Here is a 25,132-nt window from a genome sequence, read left to right as displayed (position 1 = left end):
TGAAGACGCGGCGATTGTTCAATTAAACAACGGACACCCGCGACTGCACCGGCGGTGAGCCAGTGCATGAAGCAGACGTTGATTCGGTCTGGGTGTCAGACCAGCGAGCGCATGACTTTGAGGGTCTTGTCGATGTCTTCGGGCGTGTTGATGATCCCGGCGGAGAAGCGCACCGTCGAATGGCGGTAGGGCGTGGCGCTGGCGATGATCTTCTGCTCTTTGAGCCGCGCGACGATCTCCCTGGGGTCGCGATTCTTCACATCACAGCAGACGAATCCGGCAGAGAACTGCTCGGCCTGTGGCGTATGCAAGTAAACGGCGGGCAGCTTGGCCAGGCCTTCCTTGAGCTGGCCATTGAGTTCAGACACGCGCTCGGCAATGCGCTTGCGGCCGATCTGTTGAATGAACTCGAAGGCGGCGATCATCGCCCACTGGTTTTCGAACGCGAGGAAGCCACCGGGGCTGACCCAGGCCGCTTGCGTCTGGCCCTGCGGATCCCGTTGCTGGCGCCAGGCATTGGCCGGTTCGGCGGCCATGATCGTCGGAATGGTCGGTGTGATTTGTGCCCACTGACCTTCACGGGCCCAGACCAGCCCCGTGCCGTGCGGACCCAAGATCCACTTGTGAGTGCCCGCGCTGAAAAAGTCGCAGCCCAGACTCGCCACTTGCGCCTCGGAACAGCCGAAGCCGTGCACGCCGTCGATCACGTAGATGATCCGGTCGGCCTCGGCGCGATCACGATTGATGCTCGCCACCAGAGTACCGATCTCACGCACCGGCAAGCGCACGCCAGTGCCTGAATGTACCCAGGTCATGGCAAGAATACGGGTGGCAGGTTTGATGGCTTGTTCAATGCGCGTGACGATGGAATCCGTGCTGACATCCTCGGGACCTTCGTACAGATCGATCCGGCGAATACTGCCGCCCCATTTGACCACCGCCAGGCGCATCGCCTCGTCGTGGGTGTACCACTCGTGATGAGTGGTGAGAATTTCCTGGTGCGCAGCGAGTTTCAAACCGTTGTAGACCATCGCCAGACCCTGGGTGGTGCTGGTCGTCAGGGCGATGTCTTCAGGGCGTCCGCCGGTGTACTCGGCTGCTGCCGCACAGACCCTGCGCCAGACCATGTCCTCCGGTTTGGCAAACATGTTGTCTTCGAGGTAGGTGTACGGGTTTTCATCGAAGGCCTGGCGGTGGCGGGCCATCGCATCGCGCACCGGTTTCGGGTTGGAGGCGAGGAAAAAGTTGGAGAGGTGCACGAACTCCGGCGACAGGTTGAACTGCGCCCGCACTGAAGCCCAATCGTTGGGGTTCAGGGGTGTTACCGCGTCTTTGTGAACAGGCGAATTGCTCGCCTGTGCATTTGCCACACTTGCAATCATGCTGCCTCCAGCCAGGGTCGCGCCCACGGCGGCCCCCACGAATTCACGTCTTCCCAGACCCATACGGACTCCCTGTCGATTCATATTGAACTGCGCGCAGGACGCGCAAACATAGCATTGAAAATACGCTGGCCATAGAGACCGACCGCCAGGCCGAGCACGATCAGAATCACCGCGAGGACTTTGCTCGCCGGTACGCTTTCGTGAAAGATCAGCACTGAACCGAGCATGCCGAAGATGGGTACCAGCAACGACAGCGGCGCGACGGTCGATACCGGATAAGTCTTGAGCAACGAGTTCCAGATCCAGTAGGCGAATAGCGTGTTGGGGTAAACCTGAAACAGGATCGACAGCACAGCGGTCGTATCAACCTGACTGACGAACGTGGTGTAGCCGGCGCTGCCGTTAACCGCGTAGTCGAGGGCGAATAACGGAATCGGCGCGAAGGCGCTGGACCAGACGAGGAAAGCAAAAACCTCCTTGGTGCTGGCCTTCTTGTTGATGATATTGGCGATGCTCCACGACACGGCACCCAGCAGCACCAGCAGCACGCCGGGCAGACTCACCGAACCATCGCTGATCAGGATGATGCACAGCAAACCGCCGAGCGCGATCAGCATGCCCAGCACCTGAAACCGCGTCAGCGCTTCCTTGAACACCCAACCACCGAGGAGGATGGTGAAGAAGGCGCTGAATTGCAGAACCAGCGAAGCAATCCCCGCCGACAGCCCGGCCTTGATACCGAGGTTGACGATGCCCCACAGACCGATGCCGAACACCAGTCCGTAACCGATGATGTAGCGCCACGGCACATTCGGTTTGCGGATGAAAAAGATCGCCGGTAACGCACAAAGGCTGAAGCGAATCCCCGCGAGGATGAACGGGTCTACGGTGGCCAGTCCCAGTTTGATCACCGAGAAATTAACCCCCCAGATTGCCGTGATCAGTACAGCCAATACGACGTGCAGTGGTTTCATAAAAGAATCGTCTTGATAAGGGTGGGCGGTGTCACGCGACGGATGTCAGGTGTTCGGCGAGGCTCACTCGGGCAAACAGCGTTTGCATCCAGGCGCGGGTCTGTTGCGGGTCGGCGGTCTTGACGATCCCGGCCAGCGGTGCCTCGAACGCCGAATAGGTCACGTGTTCCGGCAGCAGCGCGCCCGGCTGCAGTTCGTTCCACTGCACCACGACGGGACTGGCGCGCAGTTCTTCTGCGCCGTTGAGGCCTTGGTAGTTGCGCTCGGACAGCGTGTGTCCGGGGAACACAAACCAGCCAAAACCCAGGTCGGGTGCCTGAAGGTTCAGGTGTTCGAGATCGAGTGCGCCTTCAATATGGATACGCAGCTCCAGCGACGGCAAATGAATGCCGGTGGCCAACTCGTAGGTCGCGACGACATCAGCGCCGCCGACCCGGTTGCCGACCTCGAGAAACACCGGCTCATCACCCTCCATGATGGCTTCAAGATGGAATGCACCGTTGCGAATCTGCACCGCTGCCAGCGCAGCACTGACCCACGCCTTCATGGTCGCCGTGGTTTCAAGATGCCAAGAGCCCAACGGCTGACCACGCTCCATGTAGTCCAGACAGGTGCCGACGTATTCACTGGAGAGCAGGGTGAGGATTTGTCCGTCCTGCACCAGACCGTCAAAATGCCGGATCGGGCCGCTGATGAATTCTTCGACCTGAAATTCTTCGATGCGCAACGACAGCTGGCTGACCTTGTGGCGAATTTCATCGAAGGCGCAGGCCGGTTGCTGGTGGATGCTGACATCAAGACTCGACGCGCCACTGTGCGGCTTGAGCACGGTCGCCCCGCGCCATGGCACGTGGCCCTGCAATGCCAGATAGCGTTCCAGCGACATGAAGCTTGGCACGCGCAATTTGCGCGCCTGCACGGCGGCCTTCATGTCGAGCTTGTTGCGTGCCAGATTGACCGCCGCCAGCGATGCGCCTTCGACATTCAATGCTTCGCGCAGGCGTGCGGCGTCGAGCAGTTCGTATTCGGACATCGAGATGATCCGCTCAAAACGTTGCAGATCATTCGCAAGCAATGCCATGGCTTCATCGTAGGCGCTGGCCAGCCCCGGCCGGACGATCCGGGTGCAGCGCAGTTGCGGTGGCAGCGTATCGATCGCCGACTGTTTGCCCAGATAGGTGACCTCGTGCAGATCATGATCGATGCCACGGTGGTACTCGATGCGCGGATAGGGCACTCGATGCAGAATCAGAATTTTCATGCGCGTACTCTCGAAACGTTATAGACGGAAGTCAGGACGCCACTTTGAACAGCAGCTCGACGCTCAGAGAGCGATCAAGCACCTGCAGCCACTGCTCGCGCAGGACTCGCACCAGATCACGGATGTCCACAGACGGGTTGTGCAGCGCGACACAGGCATGAGCGACGAAGTCGCTGTTGTCACGCGGTGTCGCATGGATCAGCCGCGACTCGCCGGCCACCCACGCGCTCTCGAGCAGGGCAATGTCGGCGCGCGCCAGGTTCAGGGTCTCTGCCGCCAGCGCCAGCGTTTCAGCGATCAGGCCTGCCAGGTCACCGAGTTCAGCGACTTCGAGCGTGACGTCGCGCGGCACCCCGAACATCACCGTGGCGGCACTGCAGGTAGCGGCAGGCAGCTGGTCTGCAACTTGTCCGGCAAACACCGAATCGACCCAGGCCGCATACAGGTCAAGCCCGTACACGGCTTGCGCCAGCGTCCAGATTTTCATTCCCCCTGGGCGTCGGTTCGGTTCAATCACCGCAGTGTTCTTGCCGTCGTCGCTGAGCTTGATCTCGTTATGAAACGGGCCGATACGCTGGCCGACCAAACGGTTGACCTGCTCGCCCGCGACGTGAATCGCCAGCCGTTCCTGCTCGCTCAGACGCGCTGGCAGGATCTGTGCGACTTCGACCGGATAGCGGCCGGTGGCGCTGACTTTCTCGGTGATGAACCACAGCTTGCCGAGGCCATCGTATGAGTATTCACGGGTGAACGAGATGAACGCTTCGGCCAACACACCGCCGTGCAGATAGGGGGCGACTTCGGCAAACGCCTGCTCGCAATCACCGCCCGGCGCGACCATCACGACCCCGCGATTGTTGCCTTCGCACGCAGGCTTGATGACGAAGCCGCGCTCCTGGCGGCCGGCAAAATGACGCACATCGTCGATGCAGCCGATCTGTGCGAAATCCGGCAGGTTCACACCCAACTGGTTCAGCGCCGGGCGCAGGCGATTTTCGGCGATGCGGTATGCCAGTTTGTCGAACGCGCCGAGTGCCAGGCGCGCACAGTCCACCGCCAGGCCGAGACGCTCGAGCAGCCCGGCACCACTGGCCACCGCGTTGTCGGAAAAGACGATGCCGGCGCTGACCCGCGCAGCGTCATCGCCCAATTGATTCAATACGAGGTTGACGAAATCGGCGGCCAGAGGATCGGCATCGATCACCCGGTCGCTGATGCCTTGATCGTGGGCCTGTGGGTTGGCCCTGACGAGCCAGGTCTGTGCGCCCCATTGTTGGCGCGCATGGTCACGCAGGTGGCGGACGTCGGCGATCCGGCTCAGGTTGTAGTCCACAATCAGCAATACAGGCGCTCGCAGCGACATGTTGTTCTTCCTCATCCATGGGGTGTGGCATCGACAGCGGTGATGTTCCAGGCGATTGCTCAGCGATGTTCTAGGGCGCTATCGGCCTCGTAGCGGATATCCAGCGCAGTGGCGGAAATGTGCGCCAGGCGTTGCAGTTCGGCGACGCGATCAGCGCGCTTGAACGTCCACAACAATTGCCCCAGAAACACTTCACGCGCATGGGCCGGAATCACATCGCCGGCTTTCAGCAGGATGTGCTGCACCACCGGATCCAGCGGTAACGCGTTGAGCGTCACTGAACTCAGGGTTCCCGGGTGAGCGAAGTACACCCGAAAGAAGGTCGCCAGGGTTTGCTCGCAGCTGCCATCGGCCTGCCATTCAAACGCCGCCAGATGTTGGAGCAGTGCCTCGCGTGGCTGGCTCTCGTCCTGACTGGCCAGCAGCAGATCCAGCCACAGCGAAAGCATGCTGTGGCCGTTCGTCACCGCCGCGACACTGTGCGAGATCAGGCTGCCACCCACGCGTGGATTGATTTCGATCAGATCCCAGTGCTTGCCAGTGAAACGGGCTTCGATGTGATAGCAGCCCCATTTCAGTTGCATGCAATCGAGTACCTGTTTCAGCCAATCCAGGCCGGCAGCGATCTGTGCCTGGTCAAGGCTGGCAGGGGGCGTGGTGCAGCTGTCTTCAAGTACCGTTTCGGCGGTCTCGGTGACTTCGTGTTTTTCATGGATGGCCACGACGTGCACCTGACCATCCACTAACAGAGTCTCGAAGCTGAACTCGTGGCCGGGAATGTAGTTCTCCGCCATGAATGTCAGCCCATCGTTGAATGCCGAGGCGTACACCGTGTCCTCGGCAGAGGCCAGACGCAGCGCCTCCAGTGCATCCCAAGTGGTGTCCTGGCGCAGCGCAAATGCTGCGTAGGAAGCAATACCGTAAATTGGTTTGATGAAATACCGCTGATCCTGTGCCTGCAAGGTTTCCAGCACCGCAGCCGTCAGCGCAAATGCGTTGGCTTGCGACAGACCCGCTTCAGCCAGTCGGTTACGCACGTTGAGCTTGTTGCGCAGAGCCAGCGCCTGCCCCGGATCAATGTCATAAGTACCGAGCGACGCATTGGCTGTGGCCATCAAGTGGCGATAGCCTTCCCATACGCTGATGCAGCAAGTCACCTGTTCGCCCGACTTGCGCAGGGCCTCCAGTGCGTTTTGCACATCCCCCGGCTTCAACTGATGGTTGTCAGTGGTGTATAGCCGGTCCGCCCAGGCGTGAATCTGTTCGAGGCGAGCCGGTACATGTTCCGGAAGCGGCAATGAAGACAGCACGAAACACCGGAGCTGGCGGCGCTGCAGCTCCTCCTTCAGATCTTCGAGAAAAGAAAAGCCGCAGTGGCTCAGGATCAAAACACCGGGTTGGTTCGAATTCATTGCCTGCTCCATGGCTTAAGCGGCCTTGTCTTGCGGCTTGGCCAGGGTGTTGATGTACAGCTCGCTGAAGTACATCGCGAGGATTTTCTGGTGCTCCTCGAGGTAGCGTTTCAGCGCGGCAATGTCCTGCTCGCCTTTGATCAGGAAGCGCAGGGCTGCCCAGACTTCACCCGGGTGGTCATCGTTGATGTCGGTATGCGAATGGGACACCTGGCCAACAATCTTGGTCTCGCCCACCGATGCCTTGAGTGCTTCGAGCTTGCGCGGTTCAAGCTTCACGTTGACGTATTCAACCAGGTAGGAATAGGCGATTACCCCGAGCGGGCCTTCATGGTCGAGCAGGTAGGAGAAGAAACCGGCCAGCAGCTTCGTCGACAGGTACGGTTCGGTGGCGAGGAACTCTTCGCGGCTGACACCGACACGCTTCAGGTCATCGATGAACAGTTCGTCATGGAGCATCTCTTCCTGTTCGTAGTGCGCCCAGATCTGCGCGGCGGCAGGGCTGACCTTGGCCACTTCGACCAGTGCCTTGGCTTCGGCAACGCGCAGCAGACGGATGCGCCATGCGGTTTCGATCAAGTGACGCTTGTAGTACTCGCTGTTAACGTCCTTGCCTTCCAGATGCGCGGCCTGGGGGACGGTGGCGTACCACTGCTCGACTTGCACGTCGATGATCTTGTCGATCTCGGCGCGCAGATTGACCGAGCCAGCAGCGTTGAGGAAAGGGGTGGTATCACCATAGCCAACATTCTTTACACGGTTAAGCATCATCAAGTCCTTTTTAGTTTATGGATAACGGTTTAAACAATGACCAAACTTTCAGTGTTACTTGCACAACGATTTCAACAGCGTTACATCAGCCAATGATGTCAATGGCCACTTCACCTCTCAGCAGGCACTGGCATGCCAGGCGGTATTCTTCACCGCTGTAACCCAGTACTTCGATAAATGCTTCTTCATCTTCATCCCGAGGATTCAACGCCTCGATACCTGACGTCACCTTGATCAGACAGGCCCCGCACGCCCCGACCCGACAGCCCAGCGGGATCAGATTCTTCCCGCCGGCTTCGTATTCGATATCGGTAAAGGGCGCGTTAGTCGGTAACTGAAATTCAAGTTGGTGCGCATTAATGGTTAATGTGTGCAGCGCCATACATGCCCCTATCAATAGTAAAGTTCGTGTGGCAGGCACACAGTTTCACGCCGGACTGTGTCGGCTATGAACGTTACTTGTCGCGATGGAAAAGTTATCGAGAGGTCAGCTCGAGGTACATCCAGTAGAGCAAAGCAATGCCGCTGAAAGTTGCACCTAATATACAAACAGCCACCCAGCCCCAATGCGCATAGGTGTAAGTGGCTGCAATTGCACCGGCACCACTGCCCACCGAGTAGAAACACATATAGGCGCCCACCAGACGGCTTTGCGCGTCGGGCCGTGCGGCAAAAATCAGGCTCTGGTTGGTCACGTGTACCGCTTGCACGGCGAAGTCCAGCAGCACCACACCGACCACCATGGCGAGCAACGAGCTTTCAACAAATGCAGTCGGCAACCAGGACAGCGTCAACAGTGCCAGGGCAATGCCGGTGGTGCGATTGCCCAGACCCTGGTCGGCCAGACGTCCGGCGCGTGCCGCCGCCAGCGCACCCGCCACGCCGGCCAGACCGAACAGACCGATCTGCGTGTGTGAAAGTGACAATGGCGGCGCGCTCAGTGGCAAGACCATGGCGGTCCACAACACGCTGAAGGCGGCGAAGATCAGCAGAGCAAACGTGCCGCGGACGCGCAGCGTGGGTTCGCTGAGATATAACTGGAACACCGAGCCGAGCAGGCGCCAGTAGCTGCCTTTGGTGGGCGGCGTGGTCGAGGCCGGCATCGTTCGATACAGCACCAGCGCCATGCCGACCATCAAGGCCGCCGACACGAAGTAGACGCCGCGCCAGCCGGCGAGGTCAGCTACTGCGCCAGAAACGAAGCGCGCGAGCAGAATGCCCAGCACCACACCGCTGGTCACGGTGCCGATGGCCTGACCACGTTGATCCGGGCTGGCGAGAGTCGCGGTGTAGGCGACCACCACTTGCACCACAACCGCCATCAAACCGACCAGCACCATCGCGCCGAGCAGCATGCCCCAGTCCTGAGCCAGCCCGACCGCACACAGCGCCACGGCACTCAGCAACATCTGCGTGAGGATCAGGCCTTTTCGGTTGAGCAAGTCGCCCAGCGGCACGATGAACAACAGACCCACTGCGTAACCAGCCTGTGTCGCTGTGACCACGATACCAATCGTGCTCGGAGCGACCGAAAGGCTGGCAGCCATCGACTCCAGCAACGGTTGAGCGAAGTAGACGTTGGCCACGGCCATGGCGCAGGTAATGGCGAAGAGAAATGTCTGGTAACGACTTAAACCGGCACGATCTGGACTGTGTAAAGGCGCGCAAGCGGCGGCTCCGGCGCCCGTGTTTTCGGCTTCGACGTCCATCTTCGAAGGCTTTTGAGGGTTCAGCGACATCATTCCATCCTTGGGAATAACTGGTTTCTAAACGAAACCGATGCGTTGATTTTTAGCAAAACTGGTTTTAATCTACAACTAGTTTTTCAAAATATTTTTGTCTGACGTTAGAACTCTTTTGCAACGCACTTCCCTTAAATTGGAGAAACATGGCCAGACAGCAGCTACTGGCACAAAGCGAATGTCCTGTGGCCCGCACGCTTGAGGCTATCGGCGATCGCTGGGTGTTGATGATCATCCGTGACGCGTTTGATGATGTGCGGCGCTTCAGTGAATTCCAGAAGCGTCTGGGCCTGGCGAAGAACATCCTCACGGTGAAACTCAAGAGGCTGGTCGAGCTGGGTGTGTTCGACATCCAGCCCGCTTCCGACGGCACGGCCTACAAGGAATACGTGCTGACCGAGATGGGCCGTGCGGTGTTTCCCATCGTGATCAGCATGCGTCAGTGGGGGGAGCGTTACCTGTTCAGCAAGGGCGAGAGCTATTCAGTGCTTCTGGACAATGATCACGCGGAGCCGGTCGAGACCATTGCTGTGCGTTCCAGGGCGGGCAAGGTGCTGAGCCCGGCGGATTGCCACCGTCGCGTAGTCAAGCGCCGCACTTGAAGTCTGCGCGGGCTTGGGGCTTCAGCCCGCGGCTTTGGCCGTCAGGTGTTCGCGGCAATAATCGGCAAACAACTGCGCCGGTTTAGTCAGTTGCCCACGCTTGAGCCACGCGGCCACCAGACCCGACCCGGTGACGTCCTCGGCAATCTCCACGCACACCACTTTCTTGCCATCGTAGGTGCATTCGGAGTGAGGTTTGGTCACCAGAATCGAAAAACCAAACCCCTGACCGACCATCCCGCGCACCATCTCGATCGACGGCGAGCTGAATTCGATGCGCGGCGTCAGACCCAACTCTTCAAACAGGCTGACGAAGTAGGTTCGACTCGGTTGTACGTCCAGCAAAATCATCGGTTCCAGGCATAAATCTCTCAGCGAAACCTGCTTGTATTCGGCGAAGCGGTGGTCGGCGGGCAGCAGCGCGTAAGGCCGTTGCGCCGGCATCAACGGCTCTGTCTGAATAGTTGCATCGAGGTCGTGTTCGTAGAGGATGGCCAGATCAAACGCACCGGCGGTCAGACCTTGCACCAGCTCTTGCTGCTCACCATCACGAATGCGGATTTTCACTCCGGGATACAGTGAGGAAAACCCGGCGATCAATTGCGGCAGGTAGAGCGGCGCGACGGTTTCGAAGCAGCCGATATCGATTTGTCCCGCGACAATGTCGTTGTCGGCCAGTGCGTTCTGCTCGAACTCCTTGGCCATGCGCAGCAGTTCTTGTGCCTTGCGGAAAAAACGCGCGCCGCTGGGCGTCAGTGACACGCCTTGGGCGTGATGACGGATCAGCAGTTGCACGCCGAAGCTGTCTTCCAGACCTTTGATCGCGGTGGAAATCGCCGGTTGCGCGATGTACAGCTTGCGCGAGGCTTCGGCAACGCTGCCGCATTCGACGGTGGTGATGAAATATTTCAACTGACGCAAATTGTAGGCGGCCACGGCAAACCTCAGGACGAGCGGACTCGACTTCAAAGCAATTTGTGCGCCGCCACGTCCGTTGCGCGACGATGTTTTTATCCTTCAACCATAGCCACCTGCGCAGCGATTGGGGGAAGTCATTGCCCAGTGTTTTTATTGCCTGCGAAGATATTTTTACTATTTTTAGCCCGCGCGGGCCTGAGCGACCATCGATTCACAATAACGTCTCAGGAGCATCCGTCGTGTTCGAGCTTGCAGAGTGGCAGCGCCGTGCCGTTGCGTTGAAATTTCCCGATCAAGCCGTGATCGACGGCCAACATTGCGCCGCGCAGTCGGGGCAGACCTTCGCCGCAATCAATCCGGCGACCGGGCAGTGCCTTGCGAATGTCGCTGCGTGTGGCGAGGCAGATGTCGATGCGGCCGTGCGCAATGCGCGGCAAGTGTTTGAGGCGGGCACCTGGTCGCAACGCCCGCCCGCCGAGCGCAAGCAAGTGTTGCTGCGCTTGGCGGATTTGCTGATGAGCCATCGCGAAGAACTGGCCTTGCTCGATTCGCTGAACATGGGCAAATCGGTGATGGATGCCTACAACATCGACGTGCCGGGCGCCGCCGGGGTGTTCCGTTGGTACGCCGAAGCCATCGACAAGCTCTACGACCAAGTCGCGCCCAGTGCGCCGAATGTATTGGCGACGATTACTCGCGAAGCGCTCGGTGTGGTTGCGGCGGTAGTGCCGTGGAATTTCCCGTTGGACATGGCCGCGTGGAAACTCGCCCCGGCGTTGGCAGCGGGTAATTCGGTGATCTTAAAACCGGCGGAGCAGTCGCCGTTTTCGGCGTTGCGCCTTGCCGAACTGGCGCTGGAAGCAGGGTTGCCGGCGGGTGTGCTCAACGTGTTACCGGGGCTCGGCGAGCAGACGGGCAAGGCGTTGGGTTTGCACGCGGATGTCGATTGTCTGGTGTTCACCGGCTCGACCCAGGTCGGCAAATATTTCATGGAATATTCCGCGCAGTCGAACCTCAAGCAGGTGTGGCTGGAGTGCGGCGGCAAGAGCGCCAATCTGGTGTTCGCCGATTGCCAGGATCTCGATCTGGCGGCGGAAAAAGCCGCGTTCGGGATCTTCTTCAATCAGGGCGAAGTCTGCTCGGCCAACTCGCGGTTGCTGGTGGAGCGTTCGATTCATGATGAGTTTGTTGAGCGGCTGAAAGCGCAGGCTGAACGCTGGTTGCCGGGCGATCCGCTGGATCCGCAGAGCAGCGCGGGGGCGATTGTCGATAGCAAGCAAACGGCGAGCATCATGGGTTTTATTCGCAGTGCCGAGGAGTCTGGGGCGACGCGGATTTGTGGCGGGCAGCAGCGGCGGTTTAACGGGTCGGACAATTTTATTGAACCGACGATTTTTACCGGTGTGACGGCGGATATGCCGCTGTTTCGTGAAGAGGTATTTGGCCCGGTGTTGGCGGTGGTGCCGTTTGACACTGAGGAAGAGGCGCTGCGCTTGGCCAATGACAGTGTTTACGGTCTGGCGGCTTCGTTGTGGACGGATGACCTCAACCGCGCACATCGCGTGGCGCGGCAGTTGCGCGCGGGTACGGTGTCGGTGAACACCGTTGATGCGCTGGATGTGACGGTGCCGTTTGGCGGCGGTAAACAGTCGGGGTTTGGTCGCGATTTGTCGCTGCATTCCTTCGATAAGTACACCCAACTGAAAACCACCTGGTTTCAGTTGCGCTGATTGTTGCTGCCTTGAGAAAAGATCGCAGCCTTCGGCAGCTCCTACAGGTTTAGTGGTGTTCACACGAACCCCGTAGGAGCTGCCGAAGGCTGCGATCTTTTGCATTTCAGACGCTTGCACCACTCTGGTTCGCGCTGCTCTTTCACAGTGCGCACTACCCAGTTTTTTCATCATTTGCAGCCAACAATTTCCTGATTTTCCTCTCCGCGCACATGGGCCACCATCGATCTTGCCCGCCAGCCGAATGTTGTCCGCCCAAGCGTCCGCGAGAGACCAACGGCAGCAACTGCACAACGGCCGGCGACCGTACTGCCCATGACAAAACTAAATCAACAGCGTCGGGAGTGCTCCATGATCAAGTCCTTGTGTCTCCGTCTCACTCACCCTCTGGCAATCACCGCCCTTGCCGCTACGGTCGCAACCAGCGCGCAGGCCGGCACCCTGTCCATCGGCCATACCACGTGGGTCGGCTACGGCACGCTCTATCTGGCTCAGGATCTGGGCTACTTCAAGGAAAACGGTTTGACCGTCGAATTGCCAGTGGTCGAAGAGGCGTCGATGTACATGGCCGCGCAAGCGTCCGGGCAATTGTCCGGTTCGGCGTCGACCATCGATGAAGTGCTCAAGTACCGTCCGCAGTTTTGCTTCAAAGCGGTCGCGGCGCTGGATGACAGCCATGGCGGCGACGGCGTGCTGGTCGGCAAAGACGTGAAGAGCCTGCAAGAACTCAAGGGCAAATCCGTGGCGGTCAACGAAGGTTCGACTTCGCAGTTCTGGCTCTCGTACTTGCTGAAAAAGAACGGCATGAGCATGAGCGACATCACCGTGCAGAACATGACCGCTGACGATGCCGCCACCGCGTTCATCGCCGGTCGAGTGCCCGCCGCCGTGACCTGGGAACCGCACCTGTCGATGGTGCGCGACAAACAGCAAGGCAAAGTGCTGATCGACAGCAGCAGCACCCCCGGCGTGATCGTCGATGTGGTCGCGCTCAATTGCAGCGTCATCGAGAAGCAACCGGAAGACGTCAAGGCGCTGGTCGCCGGTTTGTACAAAGCCGTGCAATACACCAAGGATCATCCGGAAGACGCGTACAAAATCATGGCCAAAGGCGTCGGCGGTTACCTCTCCGATCCGAAGGAACTGGCCGCCGCTGCGCAAGGCGTGCGTTTCTACGATCAGGCGATGAGCGAGAAACTGCTCGGCTCACCGGGCAAACCGGGCGACAGCGCCGCGCTGATCAAACTGGCCAACGAAACCGCCAGCGAATTGCAGGGTAAACCGTACAACGTCAGCAACGACGAGCTGGTCGACAACCGCTTCGTCACCCCGCTCTAGGAGGCCTGCAATGTTCAAGCGCAATTCGTGGCTGAGCCGCAGCCTCACGCCGAAAACCGCATTGCCGGTGCAAGTGGTGTGGAGCGCCAGCGCTCTGGCCTGGGTGTTGTTGGTCGGTCTATGGGCCGGACTTTCTTATGGCGGCATCGTGCCGGGAATGTTTTTGCCGACACCGGGCGCGGTGGTTGAAGCCGCCGTGCGCCTGAGCCGCGATGGCACGCTCGGCACACATGTGTGGGCGAGTGTCGAAGTGGTGATGGTCGGCTTCATCGTATCGTCGTTGGTGGCGGTGCCGTTGGGGTTGCTGATGGGCAGCTTCCGCATCGTCCAGGCATTCCTTGAGCCGCTGGTGAACTTCATTCGTTACCTGCCGGTGACCTCGTTCGTGCCGCTGTTTATTTTGTGGATCGGCATCGGTCTGGAGCAGCGGGTTTCGGTGATTATCTTCGGCGTGTTCTTTCAGCAACTGGTGATGATCGCTGATGTGTCGAAGGGCATTTCCAAGGATCTGATCAACGCGTCCTACACCTTGGGCTCCAGCCGCCGCGATGCGGTGTTGCATGTGATCGCGCCGGCCTCGGTGCCGGGCGTGCTCGACACTTTGCGCGTAACCATGGGCTGGGCCTGGACGTATCTGGTGGTGGCGGAACTGGTCGCCGCGTCCAGCGGTTTGGGTTACCTGAGCCTGAAAGCCATGCGCGGTTTTCAGGTGGACGTGATTTTCCTCGCCATCGCGATCATTGGCCTGCTCGGTCTGGTCACCGATCAACTGTTCCGTTTTCTCCGACTGAGGGTTGCCGCATGGGCTCAGTGACTGCTGCCAATCATCGTTTTATCGAACCCGTTGCCACCCCTGCGCAAGCCGCGCCGCGTTTGCAGGTGGACAAGGTCAGCCTGCGTTACAAGAAGCCCGACGGCGGCACATTTACCGCGCTGGAAGAGGTCTCGTTCGAAGTGCCGGATCAGCAGTTTGCGGTGCTGGTCGGGCCATCGGGTTGCGGTAAATCCAGCCTGCTGTATTTGACCGCAGGCCTGGCCGAACCGACCTCCGGCGAAATCTATGTTGGCGGCCAGCAAGTGCAGGGGCCGGGCGCCGATCGCGGCATGGTCTTTCAGAGTTACACGCTGTTCCCGTGGCTGACGGTGCGGCAGAACGTCGAGTTCGGGTTGAAGCGTCGCGGCATGCCGGCGGCGCGGCGCAAGGAGATTGTTGATTACTACGTCAACGAAGTCGGTCTCGCCGGGTTCGCCGACAACTACGCCAAACAGCTGTCAGGCGGGATGATGCAGCGCGTGGCGATTGCCCGTGCACTGGCCAATGATCCGCAGATTCTGTTGATGGATGAACCGTTTGGTGCGCTGGACAGCCAGACGCGTTTGCAGATGCAGCAGTTGTTGCTGCGGGTCTGGGGCAACAGCAAGAAGACTGTGTTGTTCGTCACCCATGACATCGACGAAGCGATTTTGCTGGGGGATCGGGTCTATGTGATGGGCGCGAAACCGGGGCGGATCAAACAGATTCTCGACGTGCCGATCGAACGCCCGCGTTCACTGGACATGGTGATGGAGCGCTCGTTTATCGACATGAAACGGCAGATCTTCGGGTTGCTGCATGACGACCTCGAAGAAGTCCACTGACTCCCTGTAGGAGCTGCCGCAGGCTGCGATCTTTTGATGTTGTTTTTGAAGATCAAAAGATCGCAGCCTGCGGCAGCTCCTACACGGGAATGTGTTGGTTATGGAGTGGCGGGGAGCAGGAAGCGCGCAATCACTGGCAGGTGATCGGAGATGCGCAACGTATCGTCCTGCCGCACCGTCGCTTCCACCCGTTTGATTTTCGGGCTGTAGAACAGGTAATCGACCGTGCGATCCGGGCCTCTGAGGCCAGGGTCGTTGGGGTAGTGGGTCAGCCACTGCGCGCGGTCGATGCCGCTGGCTTCGTTGTTGTTCGGGATCATCGGGTACTTGTCCCACAGCAGATGCAGTTCGCTGTCGGCGGAGTAGGGCGTGCGTTGCTCGGCGGGCAGGCGCCGGTATTGTCCGAGCGGCAACAGATTGAAGTCGCCGCCGATGACCCACGGCAAACCCTGACTTTCGTACTTGTCGAGCACCTTGGTCATCGCTGTCACCTGCGCCTGCAAGGTTTCGTCCGGTTGGCTGGCGCGTTCCAGATGGGTATTGAATACCGTCAGTTGCCCGCCATCGCTGAGCGGCAGTTTGGTCGCGAGCAAGGCATCTTTCGGTTGAAACTGACGGCTGATGAAGTTGGCCGGGGCCACTGGCAGTTGCAGGCGTTCGGCGTGTTCGATGCGGTAGCGGCTCAGGGTCGCCAGTTGCCGGCCAACGCTGCCAAAGATGTGCGGATCGGGGACGAAATCGGCCTTCCAGTCAAAGGCATGGGCGCTGCACGGGTACAGGTCGGCGACGCGCTCCTGCAACAGCTTGAGCTGGTTCTGATAGTCGCTGGCCTTGGCGCCGTCATCGAGTTCCTGCAACAGCACCACATCGGGTTGCTCGTCGCGAATCACCCGCGCCACTTCGTCGAGGCTGAAGGCCATGTCTTCCGTGGTCGGCGCTTCATCATTGCCTTGCGCCAGATCATTCCAGAACACGTAACGCTTGCCGGCCAGGTATTGCACGTTCCAGGTCATGACCTTCAAGGCTTGGCCCGGCACCAGCGTCGGCGGCGTTCCGGTGCAACTGACCGGCAAGGTTTCGCGGGCGTCGGGGCGCCAGGTCAGGCTGTAGATCAGCCCGCCGATCAGGACGAGGGCGAGCAGGGCAAGCGCAACGGTGTAGCGCAGTAGGCGGGTCATGGCTCGGCTTATAGCGTTACAGAAAGTGGCCCCGAGCATACCTGACGGCAGGCGCGAAGCCCAAGGGCTGCCGTGTCAGACCGCTCTGTCACGTTTGTCAGGCGATTCGCTGATCAGCATGAAAAGCCGGAACAAGACCACACTGGTGAACAGTTGCAGGAAGCTGTGAGCGCTGTCGATCAACACGGCGATCGCCGGGTTCTGCGGCTCCGGATACACCGCCAGCGTCGCGCCTTTGAGCAGCCACAACGGCGTCATCACACAGAGAATGCACAACAGAATCCGCCAGAAATGCCCACGGGTCAGGCGCAGGCTTTCTTTCATCGCCTGCAACGGGCCGAGGCCGCGCAGCACCAGCAGGTACTCGCCGAACGCGAGCATCACCATCAACATCAGGCCCGGCAGGAAATACAGCGACAGGCCGAGCAGGATCAGCAAGGTGTTGAGTGCCGTGAGCAGGGCGAAACGCGGCCACAGACGCGCCGACATCGCTAGCAGATCCAGGGTGCGCGGCGACTCGCCACGGGTGCGCGCATCGAGAAACAAAATCAGGGCTGCGGTGTACAGCGGATAAACCAGCAGGCCGACGACCACGCTGACCGAGGAAAAACTGTCCGGATCGGTGTTGTGATCGACCACTTGTTGCAGCAGCGCTTCGAAGATCACCAACGGCAGGCACAGCTGCACGATGCTGGCCAAATGGCGTTTGAAGAAATACAGGGAGTCGCGCAGCACTTCGAAGGCATTCATCAGTCGGTATCGCAGGTCGAAAACAGTGGCTCACTTTAACCGATGCGGCGCGGGGCGACACAAACGTAAACATTCGGTAAAGGTCGTTGAAACATCCTGTCACTGTCTCCATTACAGGAGAGCACCTTGTCCACCGTGGACGAGGGCAACGTTATCCCCGGCAATCTACGAGGTCGCCATGAACAGCGAAGAGCAAACCCTGATCGATGGACTGTTTTCCCGGCTGCAACAGGCCGAAACGGAGGCAGCCCCGCGCGACGCCCAGGCTGAAACGCGGATCAAGGAACACCTGACACGCCAACCGGCGGCGGGTTATTTCATGACCCAGGCGATTCTGGTGCAAGAGGCTGCGCTGAAGAGCCTTGATGAGCAGAACAAGCAACTGACCCAGCAAGTCCAGCGCTTGCAGGCTGAATTGCAATCGGCCAAGGCGCAGAGTGCTGCGCCTGCTTCGAGCGGTGGCGGTGGTTTTCTGTCGAGCATCTTTGGTGGCAGCCCGCGTCCGGCGCCGACCCAGAGTGCAGCCCCATCGTCGACTGGCGGCTGGCGCGAACCGGCACCGCAGCAGAATTATGCGGCGCCCGCGCCACAACAGAATGTCGGTGCACCACCACCAAACTACGCGCAACAAGCGGCCCCGGCGGCCGGCAGCAGCTTCCTCGGCGGCGCCATGAAAACCGCCGCCGGTGTGGCGGGTGGCGTGATGCTGGCGCAAGGCATCAGCAGCCTGTTCCACCACAACCAGCAGCCGGAAGAAATCGTTGAAGTGATCAAGGAAGAGCCGGCGCAGGTGGCCGACCAGAGCAACAGTAGCTGGGGCGATGATCAGCGCATGGCCGGCAACGATCAGGGCGGATTCACCGACACCGATTACAGCAGCGACGACAGCTCATCGTTCTTCGATGACGACGATTCCTTCGTCTGACACCTACATTTCTCAGATTTGACACCAAACCTGTGGTGAGGGGATTTATCCCCGATGGGCTGCGGAGCAGTCCCAAAAAACTGGGGCCGCTCCACAGCCCATCGGGGAAAAATCCCCTCACCACATTCACCACTCGTCAGCAGCACCTCGGCGCCTGCCGGTGATTATTCGCTGAACCTTCCTCTTGGCTGGCATACTGAGCGCCTTTTTCGGGCCCCGCGCCTGATCCCGCTTCGTGCGCTTGCGCGCCCACAGGAACTCCGGTGAATAAAATCGCAGTGTTCGCCGACGTGCAGAACCTCTACTACACCGTACGTCAGGCCTATGGTTGCCATTTCAACTATGCCGCGCTGTGGGCCGATATCAGCAAGGACGGGCAGATCGTCGAGGCCTACGCCTACGCGATCGACCGTGGCGACAGCAAACAGCAGCAGTTCCAGCAGATCCTGCGCAACCTCGGTTTCACCGTGAAGCTCAAGCCCTACATCCAGCGCAGCGATGGCTCGGCCAAAGGCGATTGGGACGTCGGTATCACCCTCGACATCATGGACGCCGCCGACCACGTCGACGAAATCGTCCTGGCCTCGGGTGACGGTGATTTCGACATGCTGCTCGAACGCATCATCAGCAAACACGGCGTGCAAGCGGTCGCCTATGGTGTGCCCGGCCTGACCGCCAATTCGCTGATCCGCGCCGCCAGCCGTTACGTGCCGATCGAAGGCGCACTGTTGCTCAAGAATTGATTTGAACGGAGTTGAACCCGGTTTGGAACGCATTGCAGTCATCGACTTTGAAACCACTGGCCTCTCGCCGAACAGCAGCTGTCGCGCCACGGAAATCGCCGTGGTCATGCTGGAAAACGGCCGCATCGTCGAGCGTTACCAGAGCCTGATGAACGCCGGCGTACGCGTCCCCGCGTTCATCGAACAACTGACCGGCATCAGCAACGCCATGCTGCGCACCGCGCCGCCGGCCGAACAGGTGATGAACGAGGTCAACGAGTTCGTCGGCTGCACGCCGCTGGTGGCGCACAACGCCTCGTTTGACCAGAAGTTCTGGGACTTCGAACTGGGGCGAATCAAGCGCACGCGGTTGCAGAATTTTGCCTGCTCGTTGCTCTTGGCCCGTCGCTTGATGCCGGCAGCGCCGAATCACAAGCTCGGCACGCTCACCACCTTCGCGCGCCTGCCGCACACGGGCCAGGCTCACCGGGCCATGGCCGATGCCGAGATGGCGGCCAACCTGATGGCGCATCTGGCTGAAGAATTGCGCGGTAAGCACGGCGTGCGCGAGCTATCGCACGACCTACTGTGCAAACTGCAGAAAGTCCCCGCCGCGAAAGTCAGCGAACACCTGCAGCGCTACCGCTAATCCCCAGCCCAACACAAACCCCCTGTGGGAGCGGGCTTGCTCGCGAATGCGGTTTTTCATTCAACATTGATGTTGCCTGACCCACCGCATTCGCGAGCAAGCCCGCTCCCACATTGATTCGGTGTCGGCTTCTGAAAAGTGTACTGGCGTGTTTCGCTGGTTTTGTAACTTATTTTTGCCCGCCAGCCTTTCTAGAATATCCAATCCCAAGACTCTGACTGTCGAGCTGCTCATGCCTGCCCTGCGCCGTTTTTCCCTACCGCTGATCGCCGCTTTTTTTGCGCTGTACGTGATCTGGGGATCGACCTATCTGGTGATCCGCATCGGCGTTGAATACTGGCCGCCGTTGATGCTCGGTGGTGTGCGCTTTGTGATTGCCGGCACATTGATGTACGCATTCCTGCGTTGGCGCGGGGCACCGGCGCCAACCTGGGCGCAGTGGAAAGCGGCGGGGATCATCGGGGTTTTGCTGCTCAGTTTTGGTAACGGCGCGGTGAGTGTGGCCGAACACACCGGTGTGGCTTCGGGCGTGGCGGCATTGGCGGTGGCGACGGTGCCGTTGTTCACTTTGCTGTTTGGTTATTTCTGGGGCGCACGCAATACGCGTCTGGAGTGGGCCGGGGTCGCGTTGGGGATTATCGGCATCGCCATGCTCAACATGGGCTCCAACCTGCAATCGAGTCCACTGGGGGCGGCGCTGCTGATTTTTGCGGCGGCGACCTGGGCGTTCGGTTCTGTGTGGAGCAGACATTTGCCGTTGCCGCAGGGCGCGATGGCCAGTGCGGTGGAGATGTTGGTCGGCGGCGTGGTGCTGCTGATCGGTAGCGCGATGACCGGTGAACGCCTGCAAGCCGTGCCGCCGATGGAAGGCTGGCTGGCGCTGGCGTACTTGATTTTCTTCGGCTCGATCATCGCCTTCAATTCTTATATGTACCTGCTCAAGCACGTGCGTCCGGCGGCGGCGACCAGTTATGCCTACGTCAACCCGGCGGTGGCGGTGTTGCTCGGGATCGTGTTTGTCGGCGAGACAATCGGCATCGAAGAAGCGTTGGCGATGCTGGTGATCATCAGCGCCGTGGTGTTGATTGGCCTGCCGCAGTGGCGTCGTCCGGTGCAGCCGCCAGTCGTGGCGCCGACAGCCGTTCCCACAGAAACGCGTACGAATTAGGGTAAACTGCGCGGCATTGCATGCCTGCGTTATTTTTTCCTACGGTACTTCCATGACTTTCGCCACCCTTGGCCTGATCGAACCCTTGCTGCGCTCCCTCGAGAAGCTCGGCTACCAGACCCCGACGCCGGTTCAGGCGCAAGCCATTCCGGCCGTGCTGGCCGGTCGTGACCTGATGGCAGCGGCCCAGACCGGCACCGGCAAAACCGCCGGTTTCGCCTTGCCACTGCTGCAGTTGCTGGCCATGGAAGGGCCGAAAGTCGCCGCCAACTCGGTGCGCGCACTGATTCTGGTGCCGACCCGCGAACTGGCCGAGCAGGTTCACGAAGCCGTGCGCCAGTACGCCGAAAACCTGCCGCTGCGCACCTACGCGGTGTACGGCGGCGTCAGCATCAATCCGCAAATGATGAAGCTGCGCGGCGGTGTTGACCTGCTGGTGGCGACGCCGGGCCGTCTGCTCGACCTGTTCCGTCAGAAGGCGCTGAAATTCAATCAGCTGCAAACCCTGGTGCTCGACGAAGCCGATCGCATGCTCGACCTCGGTTTCTCCGAAGAACTGTCGAACATCTACCGCGCACTGCCGAAGAAGCGTCAGACGCTGCTGTTCTCCGCGACTTTCTCCGACGACATCCGCCTGCTCGCCGGGCAGATGCTCGATGATCCGCTGACCGTGGAAGTCAGCCCGCGCAATGTCGCCGCCAACACCGTCAAGCAGTGGATCGTTACGGTCGACAAGAAGCGCAAGGCCGAACTGTTCGTGCACCTGATGCGCAAGAACAAGTGGAAGCAGGTGCTGGTGTTCGCCAAGACCCGTAATGGTGTTGATGCGCTGGTGGAGAAACTCCAAGGCCTGGGCGTGAATGCCGACGGTATCCACGGCGACAAGCCGCAGGCGACCCGCCAGCGTGCGCTGGATCGTTTCAAACTCAGTGAAGTGCAGATTCTGGTCGCGACCGACGTTGCTGCGCGGGGGCTGGATATTGAAGATTTGCCGTTGGTGATCAACTTCGATCTGCCGATCGTGGCTGAGGATTATATTCACCGTATTGGCCGGACTGGCCGTGCAGGTGCGACCGGTGAGGCGATCTCGCTGGTGTGCGCGGATGAAGTGAACATGTTGTCGGCGATTGAAATGCTCACGCGCCAGACCTTGACGCGTCAGAACGAGCCGGATTTTGAGCCTGAACACCGTGTGCCGGACACCGATGCCAGCGGTCAGGTGATCAAGAAGCCGAAGAAACCGAAGAAGCCGAAAGCTTCGGGTGGTGGCGGCAAACGTAATCTGGGCAAGTGGGTGGACAGCGGCGAGACGCAGGCGCCGGAGCCTTCGGTCAAGCCTGTGCGCAAGGTGCCGGTGTTTAACACTGGGCCGCGTAAGCGTAAACCGTAACTCCTGTAGGAGCTGCGGCACGCTGCGATCTTTTGATCTTGCTTTTGAAGATCAAAAGATCGCAGCCTCGTTTCACTCGTCAGCTCCTACAGAGGTAGGGGGTGTTTGAGCCATTGCAGTATCCCCAACCCCGCCGCCCGCCCGCTGGCAAAACAGCCGGTCAGCAAATAGCCCCCCGTCGGCGCTTCCCAATCGAGCATCTCCCCCGCGCAGAACACCCCCGGCAACGCCTTTAGCATCAAGCGCTCATCCATCGCTTCAAACGTCACGCCCCCCGCACTGCTGATCGCTTCGTCCAACGGCCGCGTTTTCACCAATGTCAGCGGCAACGCCTTGATCGCCCGCGCCAACAACGCCGGATCTGCGAACGTCGTCGCATCCGTCAGCTCCCGCAGCAACGCCGCTTTCACCCCATCAATCCCGACCTGACTGTGCAGATGCTTGGCCATCGAGCGCGAGCCGCGTGGTTTGCTCAACGCCGCCTGTAATTTATCCACAGGTCGGCCGGGCAGCAGATCGATGTGGATAACCGCCGCGCCGTATTGATTGATCGCCTCACGAATCGGCGCCGACAGCGCATAAATCAGACTGCCTTCAATCCCGGTCGCGGTGATCACGCATTCGCCCAAGCGCGGAATGTCGTCGTTCAAACCAATGGCGATATTTTTCAGCGGCGCGCCGGCGAATTTGCTGACCATCAATTCGCTCCAGGCCTGCACCTCAAAGCCACAATTACTCGGCTGCAACGGCGCCAGTCCTACACCGCGTTGCTCCAGCGCCAGCATCCACGCCCCATCGGAACCGAGGCGCGACCAGCTGCCGCCGCCGAGGGCGAGCAGGGTGGCATCGGGTTTGACGGTGATTTCGCCTTCCGGGCTGTCGATGCGCAGCGCACCGTGTTCATCCCAACCGAGCCAGCGATGGCGGGTGTGGATAACCACGCCGCTGTCGCGCAGGCGTTTGAGCCAGGCGCGTAGCAGCGGCGCGGCTTTCATGTCGGTGGGGAACACGCGGCCGGAGCTGCCGATAAAGGTTTCGATGCCCAGATCGTGAATCCATGTGCACAACGCGTCGGCGTCGAAGCCGCGCAGCAGCGGGGCGATTTGCGGCGCGCGTTCGGCGTAGCGCGAGAGGAACGCCGGGTAGGCTTCGGAGTGGGTAATGTTCATGCCGCCGACGCCGGCGAGCAGGAATTTGCGGCCCACCGAGGGCATGCCGTCGTAGAGATCGACGCGGATTCCGGCCTGGCTCAGCACTTCGGCGGCCATCAGGCCGGCAGGGCCACCGCCGATGATGGCGACGTGAGCGGGGGAGGAGGCGGAATTCTGGGTCATGGCGTGCGCTGCGGTATGGCGGGATAAGGCGCGCATTCTAACAGCGCAAACCAATGTGGGAGATCCTTGTGGGAGCGAGCTTGCTCGCGAAAGCGGTGGGTCAGTTAATTAAATGTTGAGTGCACCGATGCCTTCGCGAGCAAGCTCGCTCCCACAGGGGATTTTCGTTTGATTCAGTATGTGGTTAAAAAATAGTCAGTGCGCTGTGAGCCCCGGACGGTATGGGCTGTAGGCTCTTTCACGCAGGTTATCCACAGGCAGTTCCACAGCGATTGTGGGTAACGCAGCACAGCTCAATGACAACCGTGTGACTGCCAGACTCGTTGCGCACTGTGATGCAGGATGCCGTGGCGGCGGGCGAGGGCGTGGCGATCCTTGCTGTAGCCGCCGCCAATCACGCCCATCACCGGAATGTCGCGACCCAGGCAATGGCGCATCACACTTTCATCACGGGCGGCGACGCCTGCGTCGGTCAGTTGCAGATAACCGAGGGCGTCGTCCTTGTGCACGTCGACACCGGCGTCGTACAGCACCAGATCCGGTTGATACAGCGGCAGCAAATAGTTGAGCGTGTCATCGACCACCTTCAAATAATCGGCATCGCCCATGCCTTTCGGCAGCGGTATGTCCCAGTCACTTTCCGCTTTGCGTGCAGGAAAATTCTTCTCGCAGTGCAGGGAGACGGTAATCGCCTCCGGCGTGTCGTGAAGAATCCGTGCCGTGCCGTCGCCCTGATGCACGTCGCAATCGAAGATCAGCACGCGATTCACCCGGCCACTTTGCAGCAGGTAATGGCTGATGATCGCCAGGTCATTGAAGATGCAGAACCCTGCCGGGTAATCGTAATGCGCGTGATGCGTGCCGCCAGCCAGATGACAAGCCAGACCATGTTCCAGGGCTTTTTCCGCCGCCAGAATCGAACCGCCAACCGCGCGCACCGTGCGTCGCGCCAAGGCTTCGTTCCATGGCAGACCGAGGCGCCGTTGGTCTTCGCGGGACAACTCGCCGCTCATGTAGCGTTCGATATACGCACGGTCATGGGCGAGGGCGAGGATGTCGTTGGGGCAGATGTCCGGGCGCAGCAGGTCGGCGTCGCGGGTCAGCCCGCTGTCGACCAAGTGATCCCGCAGCAAGCGAAACTTGTCCATCGGAAAGCGGTGATCCGCCGGAAACTCGGGGCTGTAGTCTTCGTGGTAGATCAGCGGCAGTGGCATGGCGTATTCATGTAGGAAATGTTGGAAAGAGTGAAGGATCCTACCAGCGATGTAGACTTGCGGCATGGAAACGGAGGGGCACGATGGAGCCGATACTGGAACTGCAAAGCGCACGCTTGTTGATGCGCCAGTGGCAGGACGAAGATTTGCCGGCATTTGCGGCGATGTGTGCCGATCCTCAGGTCATGCGTTATTTTCCGGCAGCGTTGAGCCGACTCGAAAGCGCCTCGCTGATCGGGCGTATTCGCGGGCATTTTGCCGAGCACGGTTTCGGCCTGTGGGCGCTGGAGCGCAAGGACAGCGGCGAATTTATCGGTTTCACCGGGCTCGGCGTGGTCGGTTTCGACGCGCCGTTTACTCCGGCGGTGGAAATCGGCTGGCGTCTGGCCAAGGAACATTGGGGGCTGGGCTATGCCAGTGAAGCGGCGTGGACGGCTCTGCGCTGCGGCTTTGACCGGATGGCCCTGAAAGAAATCGTCTCGTTCACCGCGCAAATCAATCTGCCGTCGGAGAAAGTCATGCAGGCGATTGGCATGCATCACGCCCCTGACGATGATTTCGATCACCCCAAGCTCGCCGTCGATCACCCGCTGCGCCGCCACGTGCTGTACCGCATCACGCGGGAGCAGTGGCTGGAAACCTTGCATGGATAAGCAGACACAGACGTT

24 protein-coding genes are annotated in these 25,132 nt (G+C 60.0%); 11 read left to right on the top strand and 13 right to left on the bottom strand.

Going from position 1 to position 25,132, the window contains the following annotated elements:
• Positions 1-95: 95 nt before the first annotated feature.
• From AD669_RS23480 to AD669_RS23445, 8 genes are all read right to left on the bottom strand, one after another.
• Positions 96-1,382 carry an aminotransferase class V-fold PLP-dependent enzyme gene (locus tag AD669_RS23480; protein ID WP_082341491.1) on the bottom strand — a complete coding sequence of 429 codons (1,287 nt, stop codon included), beginning with the start codon at positions 1,380-1,382 and terminating at the stop codon, positions 96-98.
• Positions 1,383-1,462: 80 nt separating this feature from the next.
• Positions 1,463-2,359 carry an EamA family transporter gene (locus tag AD669_RS23475; RefSeq protein WP_053124120.1) on the bottom strand — a complete coding sequence of 299 codons (897 nt, stop codon included), beginning with the start codon at positions 2,357-2,359 and terminating at the stop codon, positions 1,463-1,465.
• A gap of 31 nt (positions 2,360-2,390) precedes the next feature.
• Positions 2,391-3,620 (bottom strand): acetyl-CoA carboxylase biotin carboxylase subunit family protein, encoded by a 1,230-nt coding sequence (locus tag AD669_RS23470; RefSeq protein ID WP_053124118.1) that lies wholly within the window; start codon positions 3,618-3,620, stop codon positions 2,391-2,393.
• Positions 3,621-3,651: 31 nt separating this feature from the next.
• Positions 3,652-4,983: an acetyl-CoA carboxylase biotin carboxylase subunit family protein gene (locus AD669_RS23465; protein WP_053124116.1), complete on the bottom strand. Its 1,332-nt coding sequence runs from the start codon at positions 4,981-4,983 to the stop codon at positions 3,652-3,654.
• Positions 4,984-5,042: 59 nt separating this feature from the next.
• Complete coding sequence (locus AD669_RS23460) at positions 5,043-6,395, bottom strand: acetyl-CoA carboxylase biotin carboxylase subunit family protein (RefSeq protein ID WP_053124113.1); 1,353 nt, start codon at positions 6,393-6,395, stop codon at positions 5,043-5,045.
• Positions 6,396-6,410: 15 nt separating this feature from the next.
• Positions 6,411-7,163 (bottom strand): hypothetical protein, encoded by a 753-nt coding sequence (locus AD669_RS23455; RefSeq protein WP_053124111.1) that lies wholly within the window; start codon positions 7,161-7,163, stop codon positions 6,411-6,413.
• A gap of 88 nt (positions 7,164-7,251) precedes the next feature.
• Positions 7,252-7,548, bottom strand: a complete 297-nt coding sequence (locus AD669_RS23450) for a 2Fe-2S iron-sulfur cluster-binding protein (protein ID WP_053124109.1) — start codon at positions 7,546-7,548, stop codon at positions 7,252-7,254.
• Positions 7,549-7,642: 94 nt separating this feature from the next.
• Positions 7,643-8,905, bottom strand: a complete 1,263-nt coding sequence (locus AD669_RS23445) for an MFS transporter (RefSeq protein ID WP_053124107.1) — start codon at positions 8,903-8,905, stop codon at positions 7,643-7,645.
• 149 nt (positions 8,906-9,054) lie between these two features.
• Here AD669_RS23445 and AD669_RS23440 point away from each other — a divergent pair, with 149 nt between their 5' ends.
• Positions 9,055-9,510, top strand: a complete 456-nt coding sequence (locus tag AD669_RS23440; protein WP_053124106.1) for a helix-turn-helix domain-containing protein — start codon at positions 9,055-9,057, stop codon at positions 9,508-9,510.
• 21 nt (positions 9,511-9,531) lie between these two features.
• Here AD669_RS23440 and AD669_RS23435 read toward each other — a convergent pair whose 3' ends face one another.
• Complete coding sequence (locus tag AD669_RS23435; RefSeq protein WP_053124104.1) at positions 9,532-10,446, bottom strand: LysR family transcriptional regulator; 915 nt, start codon at positions 10,444-10,446, stop codon at positions 9,532-9,534.
• Positions 10,447-10,667: 221 nt separating this feature from the next.
• On the opposite strand from AD669_RS23435, the gene AD669_RS23430 reads away from it, so the two are divergent.
• The 4 genes from AD669_RS23430 (at position 10,668) to AD669_RS23415 (ending at position 15,134) form a co-directional block, all read left to right on the top strand.
• Positions 10,668-12,158, top strand: a complete 1,491-nt coding sequence (locus AD669_RS23430) for an aldehyde dehydrogenase (protein WP_053124102.1) — start codon at positions 10,668-10,670, stop codon at positions 12,156-12,158.
• 351 nt (positions 12,159-12,509) lie between these two features.
• The gene (locus AD669_RS23425) at positions 12,510-13,496 is read left to right on the top strand and encodes an ABC transporter substrate-binding protein (RefSeq protein ID WP_053124101.1); all 987 of its coding nucleotides are present in this window, start codon (positions 12,510-12,512) and stop codon (positions 13,494-13,496) included.
• A gap of 10 nt (positions 13,497-13,506) precedes the next feature.
• Complete coding sequence (locus AD669_RS23420; protein WP_008081110.1) at positions 13,507-14,310, top strand: ABC transporter permease; 804 nt, start codon at positions 13,507-13,509, stop codon at positions 14,308-14,310.
• Positions 14,298-15,134: an ABC transporter ATP-binding protein gene (locus AD669_RS23415; RefSeq protein WP_034153794.1), complete on the top strand. Its 837-nt coding sequence runs from the start codon at positions 14,298-14,300 to the stop codon at positions 15,132-15,134. Before AD669_RS23420 ends, AD669_RS23415 begins: the two co-directional genes overlap by 13 nt.
• A gap of 98 nt (positions 15,135-15,232) precedes the next feature.
• On the opposite strand, the gene AD669_RS23410 is transcribed toward AD669_RS23415, so the two are convergent.
• Positions 15,233-16,312: an endonuclease/exonuclease/phosphatase family protein gene (locus AD669_RS23410; protein WP_053124099.1), complete on the bottom strand. Its 1,080-nt coding sequence runs from the start codon at positions 16,310-16,312 to the stop codon at positions 15,233-15,235.
• A gap of 75 nt (positions 16,313-16,387) precedes the next feature.
• Positions 16,388-17,062 carry a YciC family protein gene (locus tag AD669_RS23405; protein ID WP_053124097.1) on the bottom strand — a complete coding sequence of 225 codons (675 nt, stop codon included), beginning with the start codon at positions 17,060-17,062 and terminating at the stop codon, positions 16,388-16,390.
• 178 nt (positions 17,063-17,240) lie between these two features.
• Here AD669_RS23405 and AD669_RS23400 point away from each other — a divergent pair, with 178 nt between their 5' ends.
• From AD669_RS23400 to AD669_RS23380, 5 genes are all read left to right on the top strand, one after another.
• Positions 17,241-17,987, top strand: coding sequence for a DUF2076 domain-containing protein (locus tag AD669_RS23400; protein ID WP_053124095.1), 747 nt, complete (start codon positions 17,241-17,243; stop codon positions 17,985-17,987).
• Between the two features lie 263 nt (positions 17,988-18,250).
• The gene (locus AD669_RS23395; protein WP_053124094.1) at positions 18,251-18,730 is read left to right on the top strand and encodes an NYN domain-containing protein; all 480 of its coding nucleotides are present in this window, start codon (positions 18,251-18,253) and stop codon (positions 18,728-18,730) included.
• A 22-nt stretch (positions 18,731-18,752) separates the two neighbouring features.
• Positions 18,753-19,358, top strand: a complete 606-nt coding sequence (locus tag AD669_RS23390; RefSeq protein WP_053124223.1) for a PolC-type DNA polymerase III — start codon at positions 18,753-18,755, stop codon at positions 19,356-19,358.
• Positions 19,359-19,590: 232 nt separating this feature from the next.
• Positions 19,591-20,526 (top strand): drug/metabolite exporter YedA, encoded by a 936-nt coding sequence (gene yedA, locus AD669_RS23385; protein WP_053124092.1) that lies wholly within the window; start codon positions 19,591-19,593, stop codon positions 20,524-20,526.
• A gap of 52 nt (positions 20,527-20,578) precedes the next feature.
• Complete coding sequence (locus AD669_RS23380; RefSeq protein WP_053124090.1) at positions 20,579-21,916, top strand: DEAD/DEAH box helicase; 1,338 nt, start codon at positions 20,579-20,581, stop codon at positions 21,914-21,916.
• An 86-nt stretch (positions 21,917-22,002) separates the two neighbouring features.
• Here the strand turns inward: AD669_RS23380 and AD669_RS23375 are convergent, their stop codons facing one another.
• Together AD669_RS23375 and AD669_RS23370 are read right to left on the bottom strand one after the other, a co-directional pair.
• On the bottom strand, positions 22,003-23,250 hold the full coding sequence (locus AD669_RS23375) for a TIGR03862 family flavoprotein (protein ID WP_053124221.1): 1,248 nt from the start codon (positions 23,248-23,250) through the stop codon (positions 22,003-22,005).
• A 293-nt stretch (positions 23,251-23,543) separates the two neighbouring features.
• Positions 23,544-24,464 carry a histone deacetylase gene (locus tag AD669_RS23370; protein ID WP_053124086.1) on the bottom strand — a complete coding sequence of 307 codons (921 nt, stop codon included), beginning with the start codon at positions 24,462-24,464 and terminating at the stop codon, positions 23,544-23,546.
• Between the two features lie 83 nt (positions 24,465-24,547).
• On the opposite strand from AD669_RS23370, the gene AD669_RS23365 reads away from it, so the two are divergent.
• Positions 24,548-25,117, top strand: a complete 570-nt coding sequence (locus AD669_RS23365) for a GNAT family N-acetyltransferase (RefSeq protein ID WP_053124084.1) — start codon at positions 24,548-24,550, stop codon at positions 25,115-25,117.
• Positions 25,118-25,132: the final 15 nt, after the last annotated feature.

It is taken from the genome of Pseudomonas sp. P1.31 (genome assembly GCF_001269815.1).
Taxonomy (GTDB): Bacteria; Pseudomonadota; Gammaproteobacteria; order Pseudomonadales; family Pseudomonadaceae; genus Aquipseudomonas; species Aquipseudomonas rustica.
This window is presented reverse-complemented; position numbering and strand designations above follow the sequence as displayed.

What these genes read in the sequence shown, in the direction of transcription:
- AD669_RS23480 (WP_082341491.1), bottom strand. Translation starts at nt 1,382, where the DNA reads ATGATTGCAAGTGTGGCAAATGCACAGGCGAGCAATTCGCCTGTTCAC.
- AD669_RS23475 (WP_053124120.1), bottom strand. Translation starts at nt 2,359, where the DNA reads ATGAAACCACTGCACGTCGTATTGGCTGTACTGATCACGGCAATCTGG.
- AD669_RS23470 (WP_053124118.1), bottom strand. Translation starts at nt 3,620, where the DNA reads ATGAAAATTCTGATTCTGCATCGAGTGCCCTATCCGCGCATCGAGTAC.
- AD669_RS23465 (WP_053124116.1), bottom strand. Translation starts at nt 4,983, where the DNA reads ATGTCGCTGCGAGCGCCTGTATTGCTGATTGTGGACTACAACCTGAGC.
- AD669_RS23460 (WP_053124113.1), bottom strand. Translation starts at nt 6,395, where the DNA reads ATGAATTCGAACCAACCCGGTGTTTTGATCCTGAGCCACTGCGGCTTT.
- AD669_RS23455 (WP_053124111.1), bottom strand. Translation starts at nt 7,163, where the DNA reads ATGCTTAACCGTGTAAAGAATGTTGGCTATGGTGATACCACCCCTTTC.
- AD669_RS23450 (WP_053124109.1), bottom strand. Translation starts at nt 7,548, where the DNA reads ATGGCGCTGCACACATTAACCATTAATGCGCACCAACTTGAATTTCAG.
- AD669_RS23445 (WP_053124107.1), bottom strand. Translation starts at nt 8,905, where the DNA reads ATGTCGCTGAACCCTCAAAAGCCTTCGAAGATGGACGTCGAAGCCGAA.
- AD669_RS23440 (WP_053124106.1), top strand. Translation starts at nt 9,055, where the DNA reads ATGGCCAGACAGCAGCTACTGGCACAAAGCGAATGTCCTGTGGCCCGC.
- AD669_RS23425 (WP_053124101.1), top strand. Translation starts at nt 12,510, where the DNA reads ATGATCAAGTCCTTGTGTCTCCGTCTCACTCACCCTCTGGCAATCACC.
- AD669_RS23420 (WP_008081110.1), top strand. Translation starts at nt 13,507, where the DNA reads ATGTTCAAGCGCAATTCGTGGCTGAGCCGCAGCCTCACGCCGAAAACC.
- AD669_RS23415 (WP_034153794.1), top strand. Translation starts at nt 14,298, where the DNA reads ATGGGCTCAGTGACTGCTGCCAATCATCGTTTTATCGAACCCGTTGCC.
- AD669_RS23410 (WP_053124099.1), bottom strand. Translation starts at nt 16,312, where the DNA reads ATGACCCGCCTACTGCGCTACACCGTTGCGCTTGCCCTGCTCGCCCTC.
- AD669_RS23405 (WP_053124097.1), bottom strand. Translation starts at nt 17,062, where the DNA reads ATGAATGCCTTCGAAGTGCTGCGCGACTCCCTGTATTTCTTCAAACGC.
- AD669_RS23400 (WP_053124095.1), top strand. Translation starts at nt 17,241, where the DNA reads ATGAACAGCGAAGAGCAAACCCTGATCGATGGACTGTTTTCCCGGCTG.
- yedA (WP_053124092.1), top strand. Translation starts at nt 19,591, where the DNA reads ATGCCTGCCCTGCGCCGTTTTTCCCTACCGCTGATCGCCGCTTTTTTT.
- AD669_RS23380 (WP_053124090.1), top strand. Translation starts at nt 20,579, where the DNA reads ATGACTTTCGCCACCCTTGGCCTGATCGAACCCTTGCTGCGCTCCCTC.
- AD669_RS23375 (WP_053124221.1), bottom strand. Translation starts at nt 23,250, where the DNA reads ATGACCCAGAATTCCGCCTCCTCCCCCGCTCACGTCGCCATCATCGGC.
- AD669_RS23370 (WP_053124086.1), bottom strand. Translation starts at nt 24,464, where the DNA reads ATGCCACTGCCGCTGATCTACCACGAAGACTACAGCCCCGAGTTTCCG.
- AD669_RS23365 (WP_053124084.1), top strand. Translation starts at nt 24,548, where the DNA reads ATGGAGCCGATACTGGAACTGCAAAGCGCACGCTTGTTGATGCGCCAG.